Annotated in this window: 5 protein-coding genes and 1 pseudogene; 1 reads left to right on the forward strand and 5 read right to left on the reverse strand. The window is 32.0% G+C overall.

The features are described from left to right. Positions 1 to 39: 39 nt before the first annotated feature. The 5 genes from ACYEKI_RS19980 to ACYEKI_RS20000 all read right to left on the reverse strand — a co-directional run bounded on the left by ACYEKI_RS19980 (position 40) and on the right by ACYEKI_RS20000 (position 19,574). The gene (locus ACYEKI_RS19980; protein WP_459212983.1) at positions 40 to 2,604 is read right to left on the reverse strand and encodes an efflux RND transporter permease subunit; all 2,565 of its coding nucleotides are present in this window, start codon (positions 2,602 to 2,604) and stop codon (positions 40 to 42) included. A gap of 105 nt (positions 2,605 to 2,709) precedes the next feature. Next, positions 2,710 to 6,480, reverse strand: a complete 3,771-nt coding sequence (locus ACYEKI_RS19985) for a beta-ketoacyl synthase N-terminal-like domain-containing protein (protein WP_459212984.1) — start codon at positions 6,478 to 6,480, stop codon at positions 2,710 to 2,712. Beyond that, a complete protein-coding gene (locus ACYEKI_RS19990; RefSeq protein WP_459212985.1) occupies positions 6,477 to 8,246 on the reverse strand; it encodes an aminotransferase class III-fold pyridoxal phosphate-dependent enzyme in 1,770 nt (589 codons plus the stop codon). The genes ACYEKI_RS19985 and ACYEKI_RS19990 overlap by 4 nt, the downstream gene beginning before the upstream one ends. Before the next feature lie 15 nt (positions 8,247 to 8,261). Continuing rightward, complete coding sequence (locus ACYEKI_RS19995) at positions 8,262 to 18,749, reverse strand: SDR family NAD(P)-dependent oxidoreductase (RefSeq protein ID WP_459212986.1); 10,488 nt, start codon at positions 18,747 to 18,749, stop codon at positions 8,262 to 8,264. 243 nt (positions 18,750 to 18,992) lie between these two features. Continuing rightward, the gene (locus tag ACYEKI_RS20000; RefSeq protein WP_459212987.1) at positions 18,993 to 19,574 is read right to left on the reverse strand and encodes a UpxY family transcription antiterminator; all 582 of its coding nucleotides are present in this window, start codon (positions 19,572 to 19,574) and stop codon (positions 18,993 to 18,995) included. A 1,248-nt stretch (positions 19,575 to 20,822) separates the two neighbouring features. On the opposite strand from ACYEKI_RS20000, the pseudogene ACYEKI_RS20005 reads away from it, so the two are divergent. Then, a pseudogene (locus ACYEKI_RS20005) lies at positions 20,823 to 21,543 on the forward strand (transposase family protein). Positions 21,544 to 21,789 lie beyond the last annotated feature (246 nt).

Below are 21,789 nucleotides of genomic sequence, written 5' to 3' on the forward strand. Positions count from 1 at the left end.
ACACTATTGTAATGTTACGGTATTGAGATGTTGATTATATTACACAGCCATTTTTCTTTGAAGTTTTTCTTTCTTCTGAAATTTTGGTTTGAAAACCAGGATTAATGCTGGTAACAAAAAAAGATCACACATCAAAGCTGAAAAGATTGCTAATGAACCGAATTTCCCTACATTAGCGGTTCCTTCCATTGCAGAAAAGGATAATATTCCGAAGCCAAGTCCCAAAATCAAACTCGTAAATGTGACAGCCTGTCCCACTTCTTTGATGGTATGATATAAAGCCTTTTTTATATCTCCATCTAATCTTACTTTATCACGATAATGACTTATAAAATGTACCGTATCATCTACAGAAATACCCACAACTACTGGAAGTAACAATAAAATATCTATATCTACAGAACGCCCTGTTAAACCTAATAATCCTAAAGTCAACATTGATGGAATAAGATTAGGAATAATTGCTATTAATCCTCCTTGCATAGATCCAAAAACAAAAATTAGTACTATCGTTACTACAATTAAAACCATTATAATATCTTGCAAACCATTACTTGCTATAACCTGTACAAATCTCATATTCATTGGAAGCGCACCTGTTATAGACACTTTTGTATCCGGGTATTCTTGTTTGAGAATTGATACCATCTCATCTATATCTTTTTGCATATTTTCGTAAATCCCTAAGTATTTGAGAGAGCCTACATTATATAATTGTACAGAAATGTGAGATTTGCTATAGTTATCAGAAACTTGTTTTCTACGATCTTCAGGATTTGCAAGATTAAAAAGAAAAAGGGTCTGAGATAAAGCACTCTGACTTTTCGGGATAGTATACATATCCTCTCTCTCTTCATTCAATGTTTTATTAGCTTTTTTCACAACTTCTACTAGAGATGATGTTCTAACTACAACATCTTCATATTTTGTTTCTAACTTCCGTTGTAACTTATCAATCGTATTCAAAACTGATGGATTTTCAAAAGCATTGGTTTTAGATAGATCTAAAAAAATCTCCATATTAAGACTTCCCATTAACTTCTTATCAATAATATTAGCAGATTCTCTATATGGATTACCTTCAACAAATTGATTAGCAATATTAGTATCTACCTTAAGTATCGTTACACCATAAATATTTATTCCTAAGACCAATAGAAATAACATAATAATACTAATAGGATTCTTTTGTACTAATGATAAAACATTACTTAATTTTTTTTGTAGTAAAAGAGAAAAATTAGGTAAATATTTACCTGTAGATAATCTGAACTTCTTTTTTTGTTCAGTATTTTCTCTTCCAGGTGCCCATACATCCAATAATAATGGTAAAAAGAATATGGTAAGAATACAGGCAAAAGCTACTCCTGCTGCTGACATAATACCAAAGACCTGAATACGAGGGATTGGAATTAGGAAACAGGCTAGCATACCAATTATATTGGTAAATGCCGTTAAAACTATAGCTTTATTTGTAGATTTAAACACCTTTTGTATGGATGTTTTTCTATCATTACCTTCATTACGAAAATATACATAACCCGAAAATATATGTGCGGCATCACATACTCCCACAGTTAAAATCAACATAATCGTTAACATTAAAAAGACCGTTACTTCGATTCCCATCCAGCCTGCCAAACCAATAGTCCATACCGCACTTATAATCACAATCAAAAGTGACCATACTACAGCACTGAATGAGCGAATAAAAAACCATAATAAAACAGATATTATCAACAAGAGTCCTATATAAATAGGACCTGCTTCTTTCAAAGCTATTGATTGTTGTTCATAAGCAAGAGGTGCATTTCCTACTGCGTAATATTCGAAATGCTTCTTATATTCAGGTTTATCAAGTATGGTATTGATTTCTTCCATAAAAGGTACCAACTCATTTAGGTTTGCTCTCTTAAAACGAGGTCTTTGCTCATTTTTTTGAATTTCAGTCATATCAACTTCAACCATCTCATCCATATCGATTAAATCTTCAATCTCTTCTTCGTCGATATCTGATTCTTCTTCTAAGGGTTCCGTTCCAAAATCGGTTTGAATGAGTATTCCTCCATATTTCATATCTTTTGAAAAGAAAAGTAACGGAAATGATTTTTGAGATTGTGCTAGCTTACGAATATTTTCAATCTCTTCCTTCGTCGTTGGAATATTATCTCCTACAAGTTTTCTAGAAACCAATACATCTCCTTCTGCTTTTAAAACCGAAGCATTTACAAGTGTATTAACTTTAACAATATGCTTCAATGTAGTAGAATCATTATTGTTTTTTACATCCAGGATATCTTCTCGTATTTTCTTGATTATCTCTAAGGATTTAGCTGAAAACACATCTCCATCTATAGGCTTATATCCTATATAAACTCCTTCATTACTTCCAAATTCGGATTTAAATTCATCCATCGCTACCAATACTGGGTCATCTTCTGGAAACCAACCTTCTATGGTCATATCAAATTTGGTCTTTGATATTCCAAAAAATGTAAATACTGTCATAGCTATAAAAGTTAACCAAACGATCAGTCGTTTTTTTAGAACTAGCTGTGTAACATTACCTAAAAAACCTATTTTAAATTTTGGCTCGTTGTTCATAATTGGGTTTATAACATTTTTAAACAATAAACAATTTCTTAATCCTTTATTTATACCAGTAATAAATTATCATTATAGTATTTATTTTAATATTCACTAGTCCTTTTAAAGTACTTGTAAGCTTTCTAAAGATTCTTTTGGTACTTTCTTATTGATAAAATCATTTATTCTTTTAGCAATTATTTTGCTATTACTTTGATCAATTATTGAGAAATGATCCGCTTTAATCGGATCCGTAAAAACCGGTTTCTGAAGCAATTCATTCCAACCATAATCTTCTGGAGCATTTTTATATTCATCCATATAACCATCTGTTGCTTTAAGAAGTAATACATCTACTTCTTTTGGTAGTTTTTCAGGTTCATATGCTCGACAAAATCTATCATTGGCAATAGTTGTATAAATACTTGTTGCCAGCTGTTCTTTTGGAAAGTTAAACCCTAAATCTTTGATGTTTTCGTATATGTAATCTACAATTTCGTTTTCGGGAACTTCTTTCAATTGGTCAGCATCTAGTATAACATTATCACCAGATGAATTTATAAAGATAGATTTAATCCCTTCTACCAGATCATCAATCATATGTCCATTTTCAACTGTAGGAGCCATACAATCCACGAAGATTAAAGTTTCTAATGTTTCTTTTTTATTCAATAAAATCCTTGCCATTTCATATACAATTGTACCTCCATTAGAAAATCCAAGTAAACGATAAGGTCCTTTGGGCTGTATTTCTTGAATAGCCTCTATATTAGCTTTAGCAATAGCTTCAACACTATCAAAAATGGGATTTTCTCCTACAATCCCAACAGACTCCAGCCCATAAAATGGTTGTGTTTCTCCTAAGGCAGAAATCAAATGCTGCAACGTAATCACATTACCATCTGCTCCAGGGACTGCAAAAATCGGTCTATTTGTTCCTTTTTCTTGCATAGGAACCAATGTTTTACGTTTAAATGCAGTTGTATCTACATTTGTTTTTTTAGAGGTAAGATTTCTTTCTGAAATACTTTTTTCTATGATTTCCTTATCATTAGTCACCCGTATCTTTTCTACCTTTTCTATATGGCTTTCTATTAAAAACTTAGTCAGGGTTTTTACATCAGAATTATTGAATAATATTGCTGGAGAAATATTAATTTCTAATAATGCATTAACCTGTGCGATCATGGTTATCAACCCTATAGAATTCATCCCGAGATCTAAAAAATTAATATTCTCTGATATTTTTTCTATTGGTTTTTTTATTTGCAGAGCTATCTCCTGCTTCAAAAAAAGATTAATGATTTCTGTTGGCTTTAGGGTTTTATTTTTATTTACTTTACTTTCATCTACATAAAAAAACCATTCGACTTGTACATCTTGATCATTTACAGGTTGGTTAATTGCTTTTTCATTATTACCTGATATCTCTTCTGTTTCGGGATTTGATTTTTCTATGGAATTAATATCGACCCAATATCTTTCCTTTGCAAAAGGATAATCTGGTAGAGATATAGGTTTTGTGTTTTTGTTTTTCCAGACTATAGCCCAATCAATCGTAAGGCCACTGATCCACAATTGGGCAAGTTGCTGCCATTGCGAAGCTTCAAGGCTTTGATTGACCATGGTATCTATCATATATTTTGTTAATATCTTAATTATACCGTTTTCTTTATGAAGATTGATGTTTCCATAAAAAATACCTTCTTCTTCTAACCCTGCTTTTTTATCAGAATTTTTGACTACCATCAATTTTTCGAGTAAATCCTGATGAGAGGAAGCTGTTATTGCCAATCTTTCTTCCAGAGCATCGCGACCTACCTGTAACGTATAGATCAAATTTTCAAAAGGTTTATTCGTTTTTTTGTTAGATAGGTAATCTATATAAGTATCAATGTATTCATTCAAACGTTCTTCATCTTTGGCAGAAAGAATAAATAATTGCGTTGCTATTTCTGTTTTGGGTACTTGTTCTTTAACCAGATACTCTTCCAAAACGATATGTAAATTCACCCCACTATCAGCAAAAGAATTAAGTCCTGCTCTGATTGGAGTATCTTTCTGTTTGCGTAATGTGTCAAACGTTAACTCCTTATTAGCAATATATAATGGATGAGAAGGGTTATCGATATCCAGAAAAGTATTTATTTTTTTTCCTGATATGGTCCTCGGAAACTTTTTATGATATAAAGAAAGTGTAAGTTTGATAAAACTAGCCAATCCACTAACAGCCTCCAGGTTTCCGATATTTCCTTTTACACTACCTAAAGCACATTTTTTTTCATTTGATTTATATTCTTTAAATACATTTTTAATTCCTTCGTACTCAAATGAATCCCCCCATTTTGTTGCATATCCATCAACTTCAATATAGTTTATTGATTCTGGATCTATTGAGGCTTTTTGATAACTCTTAGTTATAACATTAGTAATTGCTTCATGTTTTACTTCTGATAAAAATCTGGCATTACCTCTATTACTTTGATGACTCGTCTTAATAACACCATAAATTCTGTTATTATCTCTTTTGGCATCATCCAATCTTTTTAAGACAACTGCTGCAACTCCTTCTCCACGTGTAAAACCATTAGCTTCATCATCAAAAACATCACAAGTTCCTGTTGGTGATAACATACCATATTGTGACAATGAAACGTAATCATCTGCAAATAAATTTAGAGATGCACCTCCTACAACAGCCGTATTACACTCATTGTTAAGTAATGAATAATAGGCTCTATTGATTGCTACTGCAGATCCCGCACAATTTACATTTATGGATTCACTGGGACCATAAAAGTCAAACAAAAATGAGAGTCTGTTTGCCAGATAATACGTAGGGCTTGAAGAACTGAAAATCGGTCCATATTTACCTACAGGTATTTTATTTATGTTTTTTCTTAAGTAATTTTCATATTCTGAATACTCGTATGCAACATACACTGCAGTATCAGATCCAGCCATTTTTTTGGATCCTATACCTGCATCCTGAAATGCTTTATAAACTTCTTGTATTAATAATCTTTCCTGAGGATCAATCAATGCTGCTTCTTCTGGCTCAATGTCAAAAAATCTCGGATCAAAACGATCAATATCATTGATCATTGCTCCCCATTTTGATACTGTTTTTCCAGGAGATACTGACTCCTGATAATAATCTTCCCAGTTCCATCTTGACTTTGAAATTTCTTTAATACTATTTTTCCCATCAACAAGGTTTTTCCAAAATGTTTGAACATTGGGAGCATCTGGGAAATTACAGCTAAGACCTACAATTGCCACATCACAGGATTGAGATGACGGTCTAATTGTATTTTCTTTTTCAAGGATACTACGCTCATTATTTTGATCAACATTATTATAATAATGTATCAAGTCATCAGTATGATCGAATAATAAAACATCAATAATTTCATCAATCGATCTAAACGAACGTTTTGACAGATCTATATTATATTTTTGATCTATAAAATGTAATAACCTATCATAAGATTCTCTGGTAGACCTTCTCCCTTTGGACGTACGTCTTCTAGTAGAATTAACCTGTCTGTTTTTTTCGATTACCTGGTTTTGGATTTTTATTTTTTTCTTCGTTTCTGAAAAATTATTTGTATTCGGTGTATTGTTAATTGTATCCTCCTTAACACTAACCATTTCCTCTTCCAACAAATCGGCTAGTTCTTTTGTTGTATTAACATTGACAAATTTTGAAGGGGATAGCGTAATATTAAATTTTCTGGATATTTTATTTATCAATTCCATTGAAATTATAGAATCAATACCAAAATCCTCAAAATTAGCATTTGGATCTAATTTCCCAGCAGGGAGTCTTAATGTTATTTCAAAGATAGTTATGATCTCTTGTAATACATTTTGAGTTGTTGCTACTGTCATATCGTTACTCCTTTTTCTTGAAAATTATTCAAATCGGCTATAATTAATTCTCTTAATTTTTCTATTTGATCATATTTTTGAAGCTCTTCCTCCTGTTCTTTATCATCGAACTGGTTATCAAATGTTTTTAAAATAATTTCTTCTTCTAATTTATCCTCCTGGCTACTATCATCAACATAAAAGAAGTTTTGCTTTAATAGTGTATCGATGCTTTTCTTTATAATTCTAATTATGGATTTAATATCTTTTTCAGAATGAGCTAATGTTAAAAAACAATTCCCCGAAGGACTGGTTTCAACACCATTCATTCTCATCAAAATAAAAACCAGTTCTCTTACTACTCCGTTTGGATCATCCAAAAATTTGAATCTGAATAATGAGCTGAAATATTCAATAATCAATGGTACATTTTTGGTCTTAAAAAAAGAATTCAGTTCTTCGCACATATGTCTCGTCTTTTCATTCAATTCATGTAAGAAATCTGAATTTGACTCGTCAATTTTATTTTCTGAAGTTGAGTTCCTTTTTTTGAATTCAAGGAGTATTGCTAGTGTTGCTGCCAGTTTGATTGGGTTTCTTGTATGAGTTCCAGCCATAAGTGTCTTTTTAACACTTGGCATCGAATCATCATCATAGTCAAATGCTCCTCCGTCTACATAATTCATATATTTGGTAAACCCTGCAATCATTCCTGAAGGTGTTCCTCCTGCGGGAACTTTTCCATAAGTAGCAAGGTCTCCTTTAATCTTCCATAGCTCCTGTACTCCACCACTTGAAGCCCTAAATCCTGTAATCATTTCATCCATTATCAACAGAATGTTTTTCTCAAGAGTTAACTTACGTACCTCTTTTAGGAATTCAATAGGCTGATTACTTGGATTTCTGGATTGTACGGGTTCCACTAGAATTCCAGCAATTTCGTGCGCTCTATCTTCTATGATATTGAGCGCTTCCATATTACCATAATCCAAAACAATTAACTCTTCAGCAAATTCCTGAACCATTCCCAATCCCATTGCTATACTATTACCAAACTGATCTTTGGCTGCTAATACCGCATCTGATAACCCATGATATGCTCCTTCAAAAATTACTATCTTTTTCTTTTGGGTAGCTGCACGTGCTATCCGTACTGCCCACATAACTGCCTCAGTACCAGATTGGGTAAAAAGAACCCTTTCATGTCCTGTAAGTTCACTAAAAAGTTTGGTCACTTGTGCAAGTTCTTCTGTATAACCTACTAATGGATATCCTTTTTCTAGCCGTTTTGTTATAGCCTCTTTTATGAAGCTTGGTTGATGACCAAATAAGTTAACACCGTTATCACCAGCTATATCAATATATTTATTTCCATCAATATCATAAAGATATGCCCCATCACCTTTACTGTAAGTTAACTGAAATTGTAAACATTTTAACGCTTTTTTCAATCCTCCAGTTCTTCTTTGATCTACAAAATATGTTTGACATTCAGATGCATTTTCTTTGGACTTTGGTGCTAATTTTTCCAGCTTCTGCGCAATCTGATCAATAAAATTTTTATGTTCTTCATTTAACTGAAGTTCGGTCACTGCTTTGAGTACCTTTTCTTTTTTATCAGAAACATTATTATCAAAGGGGTTTACTTTACTTGATAAATGTGCTTTTAGTTTAGAAACCAAATAACTTTTCTCATTTTCGGGTAATTCTTCAAAGAACTTTAAAGCTTCTTTTTTTTCTATTTTCTTCGAAACAATTTTTTCTAATATATTGTCGATTGCTATCATGACTTTATTTTTCCTTTAGTAAACATCCTTTAATAATTGATCAAAACTAATATTAGTATCTTCTATTTCTCTATATACTACCTCGTTTGAATTATTGTTTTGTATAGCGTTTATAAGCATTTCAAAATCCTTATAAGATTCCTTGATTGATTGCTTATGTGCAGTAGTGTTGAATATCAGAGATTTTATTTTAATACATACCTCTCCTGATACTTTGGTAAGATCAATATCTATATTCACTATATCATCTTCTGGTTTGCTTCCTTTTGAATATCGTACCCAGGCATACATTTCTTTTTGACAAGGAGAATATAATTTCAAAGCTCCTAACTGAACCGGTATTATGGGTTCGTTAAGTTGTGGATTCAAATCAGTCAACAAACTTATTGCCAATTGTAATGAGTTTTCCAGAAGACCAGGATGAAGGGTATAATCTTCGATAGTTTCAGGAAAACTTAATTCAGCCAAAATCTGATCGTCTCCTTTATAAAAGTTTTTTATTCCTTTAAGACTGGATCCATAACCCATATCCATGCGTTCCAAAACCTGATAAACCTCTTCTGAATTAATTGGTTCACTTGCAAAATGATTTTTGAGTTGAGCTATATCCATTGTTGTCGAAGTTTGATTTTCTTTTACTGTAACTTCTCCATGGCAATGAATTATTTCTTTTTCTTCTTCTACACTATAAATCTCAAAGTCAACCGCATTATTCTTATTTTCATAGAGAGATATATGGACTTCTTTATCATCTTTTATAGTAAGTAAATGTTCCCAAGAAGTATTTTGTATTTCTAAAGAAGTATTTTCACTAAGTTCCGGCATTGCATTGTTTACTGCTGCATATGCCATTTCTAAATAAGAAGTAAAAGGCATAACATTTTGCTCTTGTATCTTATGATCTTTTACAAAAATTTCCTTATTACTGAAAACAGACGTATAACACTGCTGACTCAATGTCGAAGAATTATAGTGCAACAATGGGTGCAGTTTTTCAAACTCTCCCTGAGATTTTGATTTTTCGCTATCTGCCAAATTAAACCAGTATCTCTCCCTGGCAAAAGGATATGTTGGTAAACTAATTCGTCTTGGGTCTACCTCATGGTAAAGTTGTACCCAATCTATATTGCCACCCACTACCCAAGCTTCTGCCAGCCTACTATAATTCTTATCATTAATGTACTTATCTATTTGTTTTTCTGAGAATTCGATATCCTCTTTAGTATCAACAGCTGCTGCACTATTTTTTTTAACTTTACTATAGAAAACATCTTTTATATTTTCTTTTTGACTCAGGTAATCCGAAAGTTTCTCTTTAAGTTCTTCTCTTGAATTTATTACGAGTCCTAATCGTTCCTCCATCTCATCTCTTCCTACCTGAAGTGTAAAAGCAAGGTCTACAAGATTAACATTATGTTTTTCTATATGGTTATATAATAATTGAGCATAGGCTTTTAGTTGATCTTCCGTTTTTGCTGAAAGTACAATGATATGCGGTTTATCTGATTGAATTTCGGTATGATTTTCTTTTGGAATGTATTCTTCCAAAACGATATGTGAGTTTGCTCCTCCAAAACCAAACGAACTTACTCCCGCTCTTCGTGGCAATGGGTTGTTGTCATTGTCTTTTACAGTCTCCCAATCCTGTGTTTTATCTACAATATATAGAGGACTGTCTTTAAGGTTTATATATGGATTAAGTTCTTTAAAATGAAGTGTTGCTGGTATTTTTTTATGTTTTAGAGATAACAATACTTTGAGCACTCCAGCAATTCCTGCTGCTGTTTCCAGGTGACCAATATTAGTTTTTACAGAGGATAATCCACAATGAGGAATTTTTGCAGGAGTTTTATTATATTTTTTATATAATTCTGAAAACGTTTTGTTCAAAGCTTGAATTTCTATTGGATCTCCTAAACTAGTACCAGTACCATGGCATTCAATATATCCTACAGTTGAAGGGTCAATATGAGCTTTTTGATAAGCCTCTACAAGTAAGTCTGTTTGAGCAACTGGGTTAGGAGCTGTAAGCATGGTAACTTTTCCTCCATGATTTTCTGTAGTAGCTTTAATAACTGCATAAATATGATCTCTATCAGCTTCTGCTTTATCTAGAGGCTTAAGAAATATAGCTCCTGAACCTTCTCCTCTTACATATCCATTTGCATTTTTGTCAAAAGTTTTACATTTACCATCACCACTTAACATACCTGCCATCCCAAATGAAACATATGCTGCGGGTGTAAGCATTAATTGAACTCCTCCAACTATCGCCATATCGCTACTTCCTGTATGTATAGATTCTATTGCTCTATGAATTGCGATTAATGAGCTGGAACATGCTGTATCTAGTGGAGCACTTGGCCCTCTAAGATTTAATAGGAAAGAAACTCGATTAACCAATACAGAATGGGAGTTTCCTGAGGCAGTATATCCATCTAACGGAATTTGATTATCAACTAATGAATCTGCATAATCTCTTGTTGCAACTCCAACAAACAATCCTGTTTTGGTTCCTGATAAATCAGAAATTTTATGTCCTGAATCCTCTATGGTTTTCCATACGGTTTCTAAAAATATTCGCTGCTGAGGATCCATCATTTCAGCTTCTCTTGGTGAAATCCCAAAAAACGAAGGGTCAAATTTATCTATATCGCTCATAAATCCTCCCCACTTAGAATTAGTTTTATTCTTTTCTGTAAAAGGATCTCCATCATAATCTTCCCAATTCCATCGATCTTCAGGAATTACAGTAATTAAGTTCTTTTCATTTTCAAGATTTTCCCAGAATTTTTCCAGATTTTCAGATCCTGGCATCACCCCACTCATCCCGACAATTGCGATGGGTTGATTTATAAAACGGTTTTCTGTTGATAGTTCTACTTTTGATATCTGAGATTGTGAATCTAAGTCGCTTATATTCCACCCTTTATTAATACTATATATATCTTTTTCCGAATCCCTATGTTGCTCTTTTCCTTTTGTAGGTTGACTAACTTCTTTACTTGTTTGGGAAGAAGAATCACTTCCTGAAACTTTATGCGTTCTCTGTACTTCATTTTTATGTTCTCTGGAAAGGAATCCTGCTATTTCTTTAAGAGAGGGATATTCAAAAAATAATACTGGTGTTATATCTAATTCATAAAGTTCATTGATCCGGTTGGCATAAGTTGTCAACCCTATAGAATCAAACCCTAAATCCAATAATATTTTATCATATGAAATATCTTCTGGATCTACTTTCAACAGCTCCATAACGATTTCGGATAGTGCGTTGCGAACTATCGTAAATAATTCTTTATCTGCTTGTTGATCTATTTGATTTTCAGTATTCGATGAGTTTTCGGAGTTGATTGATTCAGATTCCTGATTTTCATTAATCCCCCAGGCTCTTTCTATCTTCTCCTGTATCCCTTCTAATACTACGTATTGAGTTTTTCCTGTATGAAGTCCCTTTTCAAATGCTTCTAGACCTGTTTCTATACTTAAAGGCTTTATCCCTAGATTCTTTTTAAAGAAAATTTCAGTTTGTTCATCCAACTTCATTCCTCCATCTGCCCATAATGACCAATTAAGACTTAACGTTACCCCTGATCTTTCTCCTTTTTCTTGTAATACTTTGCGTTTTTCTGCAAAGGAATCCATAAAGTGATTTGCAAATGAATAATCACACTGACCGGCATTTCCTCCAACTGCTGCGAGAGATGAAAATGTTACAAAAAAGTCCAGTTCCTCATCTTTTGTTAACTTATCCAAGTTAAGTGTTCCATATACTTTAGGAGCAAAAACCGCTTCCATTTCTTCTCGTGTTTTATTCCTTATATATGAATCTCTTAAAACACCTGCACTATGAATAATTCCGTTAATTTTTCCAAACTTTGATTTCGTTTCATTAATCAGATTTTCAACATCCGTTGCTATAGAAACATCTGCAGGGATATACAAAACTTCTGCTCCTTTTCTTGTTAATATATCCAACTTTGCTTTACGGTCATCAGAGAGTTTCGATCTTCCTGTAAGTACCAATCGTGCTTTGCACTGCGTGGCTAAATATTCTGCAAATATCAATCCTAATCCTCCAGCTCCACCGGTAATAATGTAGACTCCCTTTTCTTTTAAACCAAAATTTGTGGTATCAGAATCTTTTGCCTGAAGTAGAGAGAACTCTTTTACTTTTCTGGTATACCGTTCTTCTTCCTGATAACGGACTGTTGCACTGTTGGATATGTTAGCATGTAATTCGGTTAAGGCTACATCCAGAATTTTATCATAAGATTTCTTTGATTGTTGGACTTCCAAAATCTTGCACTGCAATCTTGGATGCTCCATCTGAAGGGTTTTGACAAACCCATTTATAGCTTCATGATGGGGTTGAACTTCATTTATTTGTCCTAAATACAGATATAACAATTGGACATTATCAAGCTTTTGCTCTATTAATGACTGGCATAGGAAAAGGAAAGAATATATGCTATTGGTAAAAGATTTTTCAATAAAATCTTTGTTATAGTCTTCTTCTTTTAACTCAATATTTATTGGCCAGGCGAAACATATTTTTTTAATAGCATCTTTATTCAAAGCATCAAAAAGCTTCTTAAAATCTGCTGGGTTTTGAGGATTGATTTTATAGCTATGGTTTTCAAGTTTCTTATAAGCATCTCCAGGTTCGATCAATATAATATCCTCATCTTTCTTATACCTCTCTTTATAAATCTTTTGGAGTTTTTCATCTTGTCCAAAAAGTAAAATAGGATCAGATCCATTAGACAACATTTTTTCTTGATCTAAAAGAGATTTTTCCCATTCATGTGAGTAGTATAATTTTGAATATTGCTCTTCCTCTTTAATTTGATCTGGTTTTTCGTGTACACTTACCAATGGAACTCCAATGGATTCTCTAATTTTCACGAGTATTAAACCATTTTCATCTACAATAAAGACATTTACTTTAGAAACCTTTGATCCAGGATCGTCTACTTTTTGGATGTAACTAAAACATTTTTGTTTTAGCGGTTGTAAAATCTCAACTTCACCTATAGAATATGGAACAAACATTTCTCCTGATTGTTCTCCCAGTTGCGCGGCCATACCTGCCTGGAAAGAACCATCAACTAGTGAAGGGTGTAGCAAATATTCATTAAAATCATTATTCCTTATATCCGGAATAAGGAGTTCTCCCAATATTTCTTCATCATTTTTAAAAATATCCTGAAGTACCTGAAAGCTAGGCCCTAAATCTAATCCCAATGACTTAAAAAGTGGATAGGCCTCTTTTCCATGTGTTGCTTTTGAACATCTAGTACGAATTTCTTCTAAATCAATATATTCGGCTTCGGCATTTAGCTCTTCCTGTGTTGCATATAAAAGTTTTCCCTGCGAATATACCTGTTTTGCATTATCCTTTTCCAGGCTAAACACTTCAAAATTCACGGATTTCCCGTTTGGTTTCAATTCTATAAAAACTTCCCTGGGATTAGAATCTATTACTGTAAGAGGACTTAACCAAAGGATATTTTTAATCATTTGAACCTTCCTTCCTGCAGCTAGCTCACCTGCTTTTCTGGCGAAATCCAGATAAGCGACTCCTGGTAAAGTTGGAATCTCTGATACCAAATGATCGTATATAAAGAAATCCCTGTCATGAAAAGTTTTCTTAAACACTTGTTTTTCAAATGTAGACTCATTAGAATCAATTAATGGATGGAGTGCTGTAGTAGAATGCATGGTTATATTAGATGATTCTGTCATATCAGATATCCAATGTCTTTTATCTGCAAAAGGGTAAGTCGGTAAAGAAATTTTCACTCCTTTTTCCAATGCTTGTATTCCTTGCCAATCCGCAAGAAAGCCAACACTCCACAATTCGGCTAACTTACTTAAATCACCACTCTGAGATAAAACCTTAACAAACTCTTCTTTTTCTTTACGACTTAATAAACGAGTAATATTTTGGTTATTTTCTACTTCACCAACCAGAATACTATTATCTTTTTTACCTTCAACAAATAGTGTTAGTTTCTGAACCAGTTCTTTTTTAGTTTTTGCAATAATAACCACTCGACGATCAAAGGATCTTCTGCCTATTTGTAGTGTATGTGCTATATCTTTACAACTAAGTCTATCTTCTCCTAACAGATCTTTTTGAATGAACAAGAATAATCTATTCGCTGTTTCACGAAGTTGATTTTCATTTCTTGCTGAAAGGGGAAATATGTATTCTTCAAATTTTTGAGTTTGATCTTTTTGTTGTTCGATTGGAGTAGCGTATTCTTCTATAATTACATGCGCATTAGCTCCTCCTGCTCCAAAAGAACTAATTCCTGCTCTCAGGGGCTGTTGTATACCATCAATTATCTTTGGTTTCCATTCTTTTACTGATTGCTCAACATAAAAAGGAGAGTTTTTAAAATCAATAAAAGGATTTAACTCCGAAGAATGTAATGAAGGAACATGTTTTCTATATTTCATTTGCAACAGTACCTTATGTAATCCTACAATACCTGCTGCAGCTTCAAGATGTCCTATATTAGTTTTTACCGAACCTATCGGACATTCCTGTTTATCTACATTATATTCTTCAAAAGCACTGGTCAAACCAGAAATCTCAATAGGATCACCCAGTTCAGTTCCTGTTCCATGGGCTTCTACATACCCTATACTTCTGGCATCAACTTTTGCATTCTTTAATGCTTCTTTAATTACTTTTGCTTGTGATTTGGGGCTAGGTACCATGAAACCACTGGTTTTTCCTCCGTGATTAATGGCTGTTCCTTTAATTACACCATAAATATTATCTCCGTCATTTACTGCCTTATCAAGAGGTTTTATAAAGACTGCTCCAACACCTTCTCCAGCAACATAACCATTAGCTCCCTTACCAAAAGTACGGCAAACTCCATCTTCTGAAAGTGCTCCACCACCTTTGTTAATATCTATTTTACTTTGATGCACATCAAGGTTAACTCCTCCTACTATTGCCCCGGAACATTCTCCTCTATAGATCGCTTCACAAGCCAGGTGGAGCGCACTTAAACTGGAAGAACACGCAGTATCTATTGGCAAACTGGGTCCGGAAAGATTAAAAGCATATGATACCCGATTGGCAATACCCCATAAATGTGAACTAGGACTTACAAGATTCCCTTTTAATTTTTCTTCTGTACCAAGTACCTGATAAAGCGTCCATACAGCTCCTACATAGACTCCAATATTACGAGGAGTATTTTCTTCTACCAATGTTTCCGGATAATACCCTGCGTCTTCTATAGTTTCCCAGGCTACTTCCAGAAAAAGTCTTTCCTGAGGATCAAGATATTCTGCTTCTCTGGGTGAGATATTAAAAAACAGTGAATCAAACTTGTCAATATCATCTATGAATCCTCCTCTATATTTTTCAGAAAATTTATTCTGAGAACGTTGTCCAAAACGAGTATCTGGTATATCTTCTATACAATCTCTTCCTTGAATCAAGTTACTCCAGAAATCGTCCATATTTTTAGCCTTGGGGTAACGTCCAGCCATACCGACAATAGCGATATCTCGATTTTGTAAAAGTTTAGTACTTTTTACATCGCTACCCACTTCAACTTCGCTTTTCTCTAAGTCAGCATTTATTTCATTAAGTTGTTTATCCGTTATTCCATTATCAGTATTAAGTATTGTTGAAACTACTTTTCTGGAAACATTATGATATTTTTTAAGTTTAAAATTGGTATGTATATTACCAAAGGTTTCCGGTTGATTGTTTTCTGGTAAGATTTCGGAAATATTGCTTTTTTCTTTGAAGGCCTCAACTAATTTATCAGCAATTACTTGTGCTTCTTCGGTTCTTAAACCAACTGGAATGGCCAAACGTACAAGATCATTTATCTCTGTATCCTTTTGCATTCCTACATTATGAGCCCCTGCACGAATACCTGTTGTTAAATACAACCAGGATATAAATGAGGCTACAGAATAATCAAAAGATTTAAATTCTGTAATCTGTTTAACATCAATTAGTATACAATGTCCAACTGCTGGTTCTACAACCGGAATCCCGTGTTGTTTTAGTTTTTTCCAGATGGTTTGTACCGATTGTAATCTCTTACTCACCAAAGTTTGGATCTTGTTTTTATTATAAAGGGATAGCGCTATAATTTTTTTATCTATTACATCCAATCCGAGGCTTTCTTCCTGAATGAAACTTTGAATTTTATTATAAAGTTTAACATCATTCGTACCAATTAGTCCTCCCTTATCTACACAAAAATTCTTAGCAAGACTTGCTATTATTGCATCGGCATAAGAGGTCATTTCTTTAATAACATCCCATACATTTTTTCCAGTAAATTCATTTTCATTTTCCAGAATAAATAAAGCGTTTTCTACGATTCGAGTACTATCAAATACGAGAGGTATTTTATATTCTGAAAGAAAAGTTTTGACTTTCTTAATATGTTCTAAAGAAACAGGAGTTCCTCCACCAGCATTGTTATTAGTTTCAATAAAAACAAAGGCTATGGATGAAGAATCATTTTCTACTTGTGTTTTAAGATTTTCCCAATTTAGATTTCCTTTATATAATTCGGTCGAATCCAATTTGAATACTTCCGGATGTGGTAACTCTATGGGAGTATATTCATTTTCTATCTGATTAAAAATCATAGTAGGAAAAAGTAAATTCTGAAGTACTTTTCCTTTTTTACTCCACGATTTACAAAAAGCACGTTCTGCAGTTCTACCTGCTGTAGTTAGAGAAAAATATGAAAAAGGGAAAATTCTTTTTAATTCTTCATTCAGGTCTACCGCTTGTTGTAATTGAGCATATAAAAAACTTGATTGATTTTGAATAGCAGGCAATTCTAATTGTGCCCAGGAATCCGTTTTCAAATCATAAGTCACATTGTTATTAGGAATATTTAAAGGATTATAACCATGGCGCAATAATGTTTCTGATCTTTCTTTTCCTTCTATTATCCATCCGGATTTGTCTAATCCATGATTTTGGTTAATCAAATTAGATTCTTGATTACTATTTGATATATTCTTTTTGCTCAAGTTTAGTTCTTGAGTAATATCATCAATTAAAGTATGATTCTCTTTATCCGAAGTTTGCATCTTTGTTGGATCTGCAATCATCATTATAATGTCTGTAACATTATCAGGGTTACTTTTTACAGATCTTGAAAGGAACACAGTAATATGTTCTGGCCTAAATTTGTTTTTGAATTGCAAATTTCCTTCATCATTAAAAATATTTTGTTCTCGCAAATAATCCAATGTTTTGTCTAATTCGAGGTCTGCATTTGATGAAGGAGCCAATTTACAACCATAGGTACCTCCTAAACTTAGCGTTTCATGTCCTTCCTCTTTTAAAATTTTGAGAATCTCAACAATTGCAAACTCTAATCCTCCCAAAGGCATTTCTTTTGGGTAGAATTCCAAATCCATTAAATACCCGTTCTCTTCTGATGATAACCTAGAAATAAGAATAACATTCTGAAGAACATCATCAAGGTAGGTTAAAAAAAGTCTATGCTCAGCACTTAAATTGCCTGACAAAATTTCCTCTTTAACCATATAAATTAATGGATTAACCATTGTACGAGGAGCACACCATTCATCAATAATTTTGGCTATATTTTCATCTGTGTTTTGATCTGAACCATTTTGATATTCTTCGGTTCGGCACTTTCCTGTTCTTTCGAATTTTGATACCTGATAACGTAAACGACGCATTTTACTTCCCTGAAGCGTAAAATCTTTTACATTTACTCTGGATAAAACACCAAACGGTGTAGCAGAAAATGGAACTCCTCCAATCGTTTCGATTAGATCAACCGTGAAAAGATTAAGTTCAAAATTACGATCACTACAATATTGATATATCTCTTCTGTGATAACAGGTAAGTAATCTTTGGGTCCCGTATAGCTATATACTAATATGATGTCTTTGCATCTACTATAATTAAAATAACCTTTTTTTTCTGTACCTATAAAGAGATTTGGAGCTATATTTCTAGTTCCTCTTGAAGAAGAACCTTCGTTCTTATACTGGTTAAATAATTCTTTTACTAGTATCTCTAACTCAGGATTTTTATGAATTTCTTTTTCTAATATTAGAATAGGTGTTTTTTGTAAAGCGTCATTTAACTCGTTATTTTCTTTTTTAGAGATTGCTTTGACTGAATGTACTGATTCCTTTCTAGAAACTGTAATTGTATGGCTCTCTTTCTCTTCATTTACTTTCTTAAACTTCTTCCTTAATACCTCTTCATGCTTATCTACGAAATAATAACTCAAATCACCAATATTAAAGTTTTCAAAAAGTAGAGTTTTTGGTAAAGTTCCGAAATCTTCTTCCAACTTTTTGATAATCTGAAGAATACGAAATGAATCAATTCCTAACTCTTGAAATGGAGTAGCCACACAATTATCTCCAATTGGTACTTGACTAAATTGAGATATAAGAGACTTAAGATAAGACTCTGCTGATTCTAATAGTATTTCTTTATCTATCATTTTCTTTACAATTATTATGAAGAAGTATTTAATGATTCACGTTTGGTTGATTTTACAGCATCACACTTATTGAGCATTCAACAAAACTCATTGATATTTCTAATAAAATTTAGTTCTATATATTCCTTAACATTCTATCTTTTATTCATTTTCAAATCATTCAAAACACAAAACAATTAGTTTATTACACTAGTAAAATAACAGGTAAAATGTTTTATCATTTGGAAAGGAATAGGGTTAGTTTTAAACTAAAGAATAAGAAGTATTTACTTTCTGTAAAATACTAGTACAAACATTAACAAACACTGCCTGGTTTATTTCATTAAGGTGAATTCCAAATCTAGTTTTACCTTTTTGTTCTATCAAAATCCCCTCGTGTCCTACTAATGGGCCTTTAATAATTTTGACTCGTTCTCCTTCATAAAAAGTAGTTTCTACCGAAACTTCTTGTTCTAATAATAACATTTTTTTAATTGTTGCAATATCATTTGGTGGAATGACTGAAGGTTTTTGCCCGCATCTAATAAATGTCGCTATTTTAGGAATTCTTGATATATCATAAATTTCATTAAGCCTAGTGTTGACAAAAATATAACTCGGAAAAAGTGGAGATTCTATAATTTTTTTCTGTCTATTTTTCCAAACTTTTAATGTTTTAGTTAATGGTAAAAAAGCATCATAATCTCTAGCCAAAAGATCCTTGTATACTACTTTTTCTGCTCGAGGTGAAGTATAAAAAATATACCAGTTTTTCTCATTCTTTTTTCTTTTTCTCTCCAGTATCACCCCTGGACAAATGTTTTGATTAAGTTTAGTTGTATTCATTTATTTTGGTTAGTGTTTTAAAAGTTGATAAATATCCTTAATCCATAGTCTTAATTAAATAATATAATTTTTAGACAAGTGGTCTTAGATATTAATATTTTACAATTGGGCATAATTGTTGCTAGTCAATTAGCATTTTCTAATTAACCGAATTCATGTTAATTCAAAAAATCAGATTAGTTTTGGCTTATTCATTTGTTAAGCCAGCATTAAAAAAACGATAAATATTCGCTCTATGATCATCTAAAAAATTAAGAAGTAAACTGATCTTAGGTTTTTGATTGGGAATATTTATACTTTAAAATTGGGCATAACCATATCTGGTCAATTAGTTTTTCTCCAATCAACTGTTTTTCAATACTTATAAATCTATTTAGGTTTTATCCGCAGTCATTATTTAAAGTTAGGTTTTAAGAGTTAATAATTGTTTTTAAGCCATTAAGATTATTTACAAGGGATATTTGTATATAGATTAATCTTAGGTTTGCAATTATAAATACATCTTTTGCTATTGGACATGCTCTGAGTTGGTCAATTAGCATATACCAATTAACTAATTTTAATTATTAATAAAGGGACTAACGGTAATATTAGGGGGGTATTATTATAAAGATCCGAATAGCTTCGAAAATACGCCAAAGGTTGGTCAGTTAGCAACAAAATGCTTTTGACCTCATTTCAACTTAAAAAATTTCTTACTCTCAAATTAAAGAAATAAGAAAATATTTGTAAAACTTAACCTTGCTCATTTACAACGTTTGTTTCACCAGTAAAATTATAATGACTTTTTATATATACTCTTAAAATTATGTTAATTTTATTTTAGAATCAATCCAATTATCGAATGACTAAATCCTTAAGAAAAGTAACTCATTATTTATTTGTAATCCCAATAAATACTGGGTATAATCATATAAATTATGATTATATAAAAAAACCGATTGACTTATTTGTTACAAAATCTTTAAGATAATATCAATCCTATTATTCCTTACTTAAAAAAGGTAAAAACACTATATTTATCGAGTAAGATCACTTCAATATAGTACGGTTATCAATTATTCTTTTTTTATAAAAAGTGAACATCCTAAAACTTTTATTAAAATTAAATGCAAAAAGCATTACAATTATTAACTTTATCATAATAATTAATCTTTCCTATAGTGTATTTATAAGAGTTGTGCAAACTGCAAAATAGCAGTAAATTGAAGTAATAACATAACAATTAAAGACACGTAACTTAAATGTATTTTTGAGATAATTTTAAAAGTATTAAAAATAGGGCTACAATCAAGTTATTTAAGACAAATACGTATACCTAAACTTTCTCGACAAAAAGCTCATAACTGTAAAATTTACTGCAGAATATATAGGTACTAATAGCCAATATCAATTCTTTAGAATATTACCTAAATCTATTTTGTCCTTAATAGAGCATAGCGTATATAAAGGAAGCGTAAGTTATTACTTTTATAGTTGATAATATTCCTTTAGAAACAAGTAAACTCTCAACAAGTTTTCACTCAATCTTTTACAAATAACATAGCTATAGTGCTTCTTAAAAAGTTATTGTGCTTCACAAAAGCAACATATTCTGATTATAAATTACATGTCGTATGCTCAATTAAAGGTGTGGTTATTAGTCTTGCATTAATACATGATGTTCATTATTTGAAAGATATTATGGTTCAAAATGAATAACTGTACTTTAACTGCTTACAAAAGATATTTATCAGCTCAAATAGCTGCTTAGTCTATTAAAATATTAAATTAGATACCCTAATGAGAAACAATCAAGAGAGAATATTGAAACATTATTCTCTCTACTATATAATCTGTTTATGATACGACGCAATTATGCTAATCTTTTGATTGATTCAAAACTATAATTATACCTAAAATCACTGTTTTGACTCTTGCTCATTATCTAAACTATTTTATCCTCAAAAGAAATTCGAATAATATTTAAGCTAATTTATCTTTAAATATATTACGAATTTTATAAATATTATTTCTTCTTCTAAATCTCCTTAGCTTTTGGATAAGATTAAGAATAATGAGATAAATTTTATATAAATTAACCCGTGGTGCATTTGAAGAAAGTTGTGCAAACTACTAAATAGCAGTAAATTGAAGTGACGACACTTTAATTTATATGCACAACTTTAGCGCAAATTTCGAGAAAATAATGGGTGTTTTGAAAAAATTGGAGGTA

Source organism: Aquimarina rhabdastrellae (assembly GCA_947387485.1).
Classification (GTDB): Bacteria; Bacteroidota; Bacteroidia; order Flavobacteriales; family Flavobacteriaceae; genus Aquimarina.

Excerpts from the sequence above, each read along its gene's own strand:
- ACYEKI_RS19980 (WP_459212983.1), bottom strand. The coding sequence starts at position 2,604 with ATGAACAACGAGCCAAAATTTAAAATAGGTTTTTTAGGTAATGTTACA.
- ACYEKI_RS19995 (WP_459212986.1), bottom strand. The coding sequence starts at position 18,749 with ATGATAGATAAAGAAATACTATTAGAATCAGCAGAGTCTTATCTTAAG.
- ACYEKI_RS19990 (WP_459212985.1), bottom strand. The coding sequence starts at position 8,246 with ATGATAGCAATCGACAATATATTAGAAAAAATTGTTTCGAAGAAAATA.
- ACYEKI_RS20000 (WP_459212987.1), bottom strand. The coding sequence starts at position 19,574 with ATGAATACAACTAAACTTAATCAAAACATTTGTCCAGGGGTGATACTG.
- ACYEKI_RS19985 (WP_459212984.1), bottom strand. The coding sequence starts at position 6,480 with ATGACAGTAGCAACAACTCAAAATGTATTACAAGAGATCATAACTATC.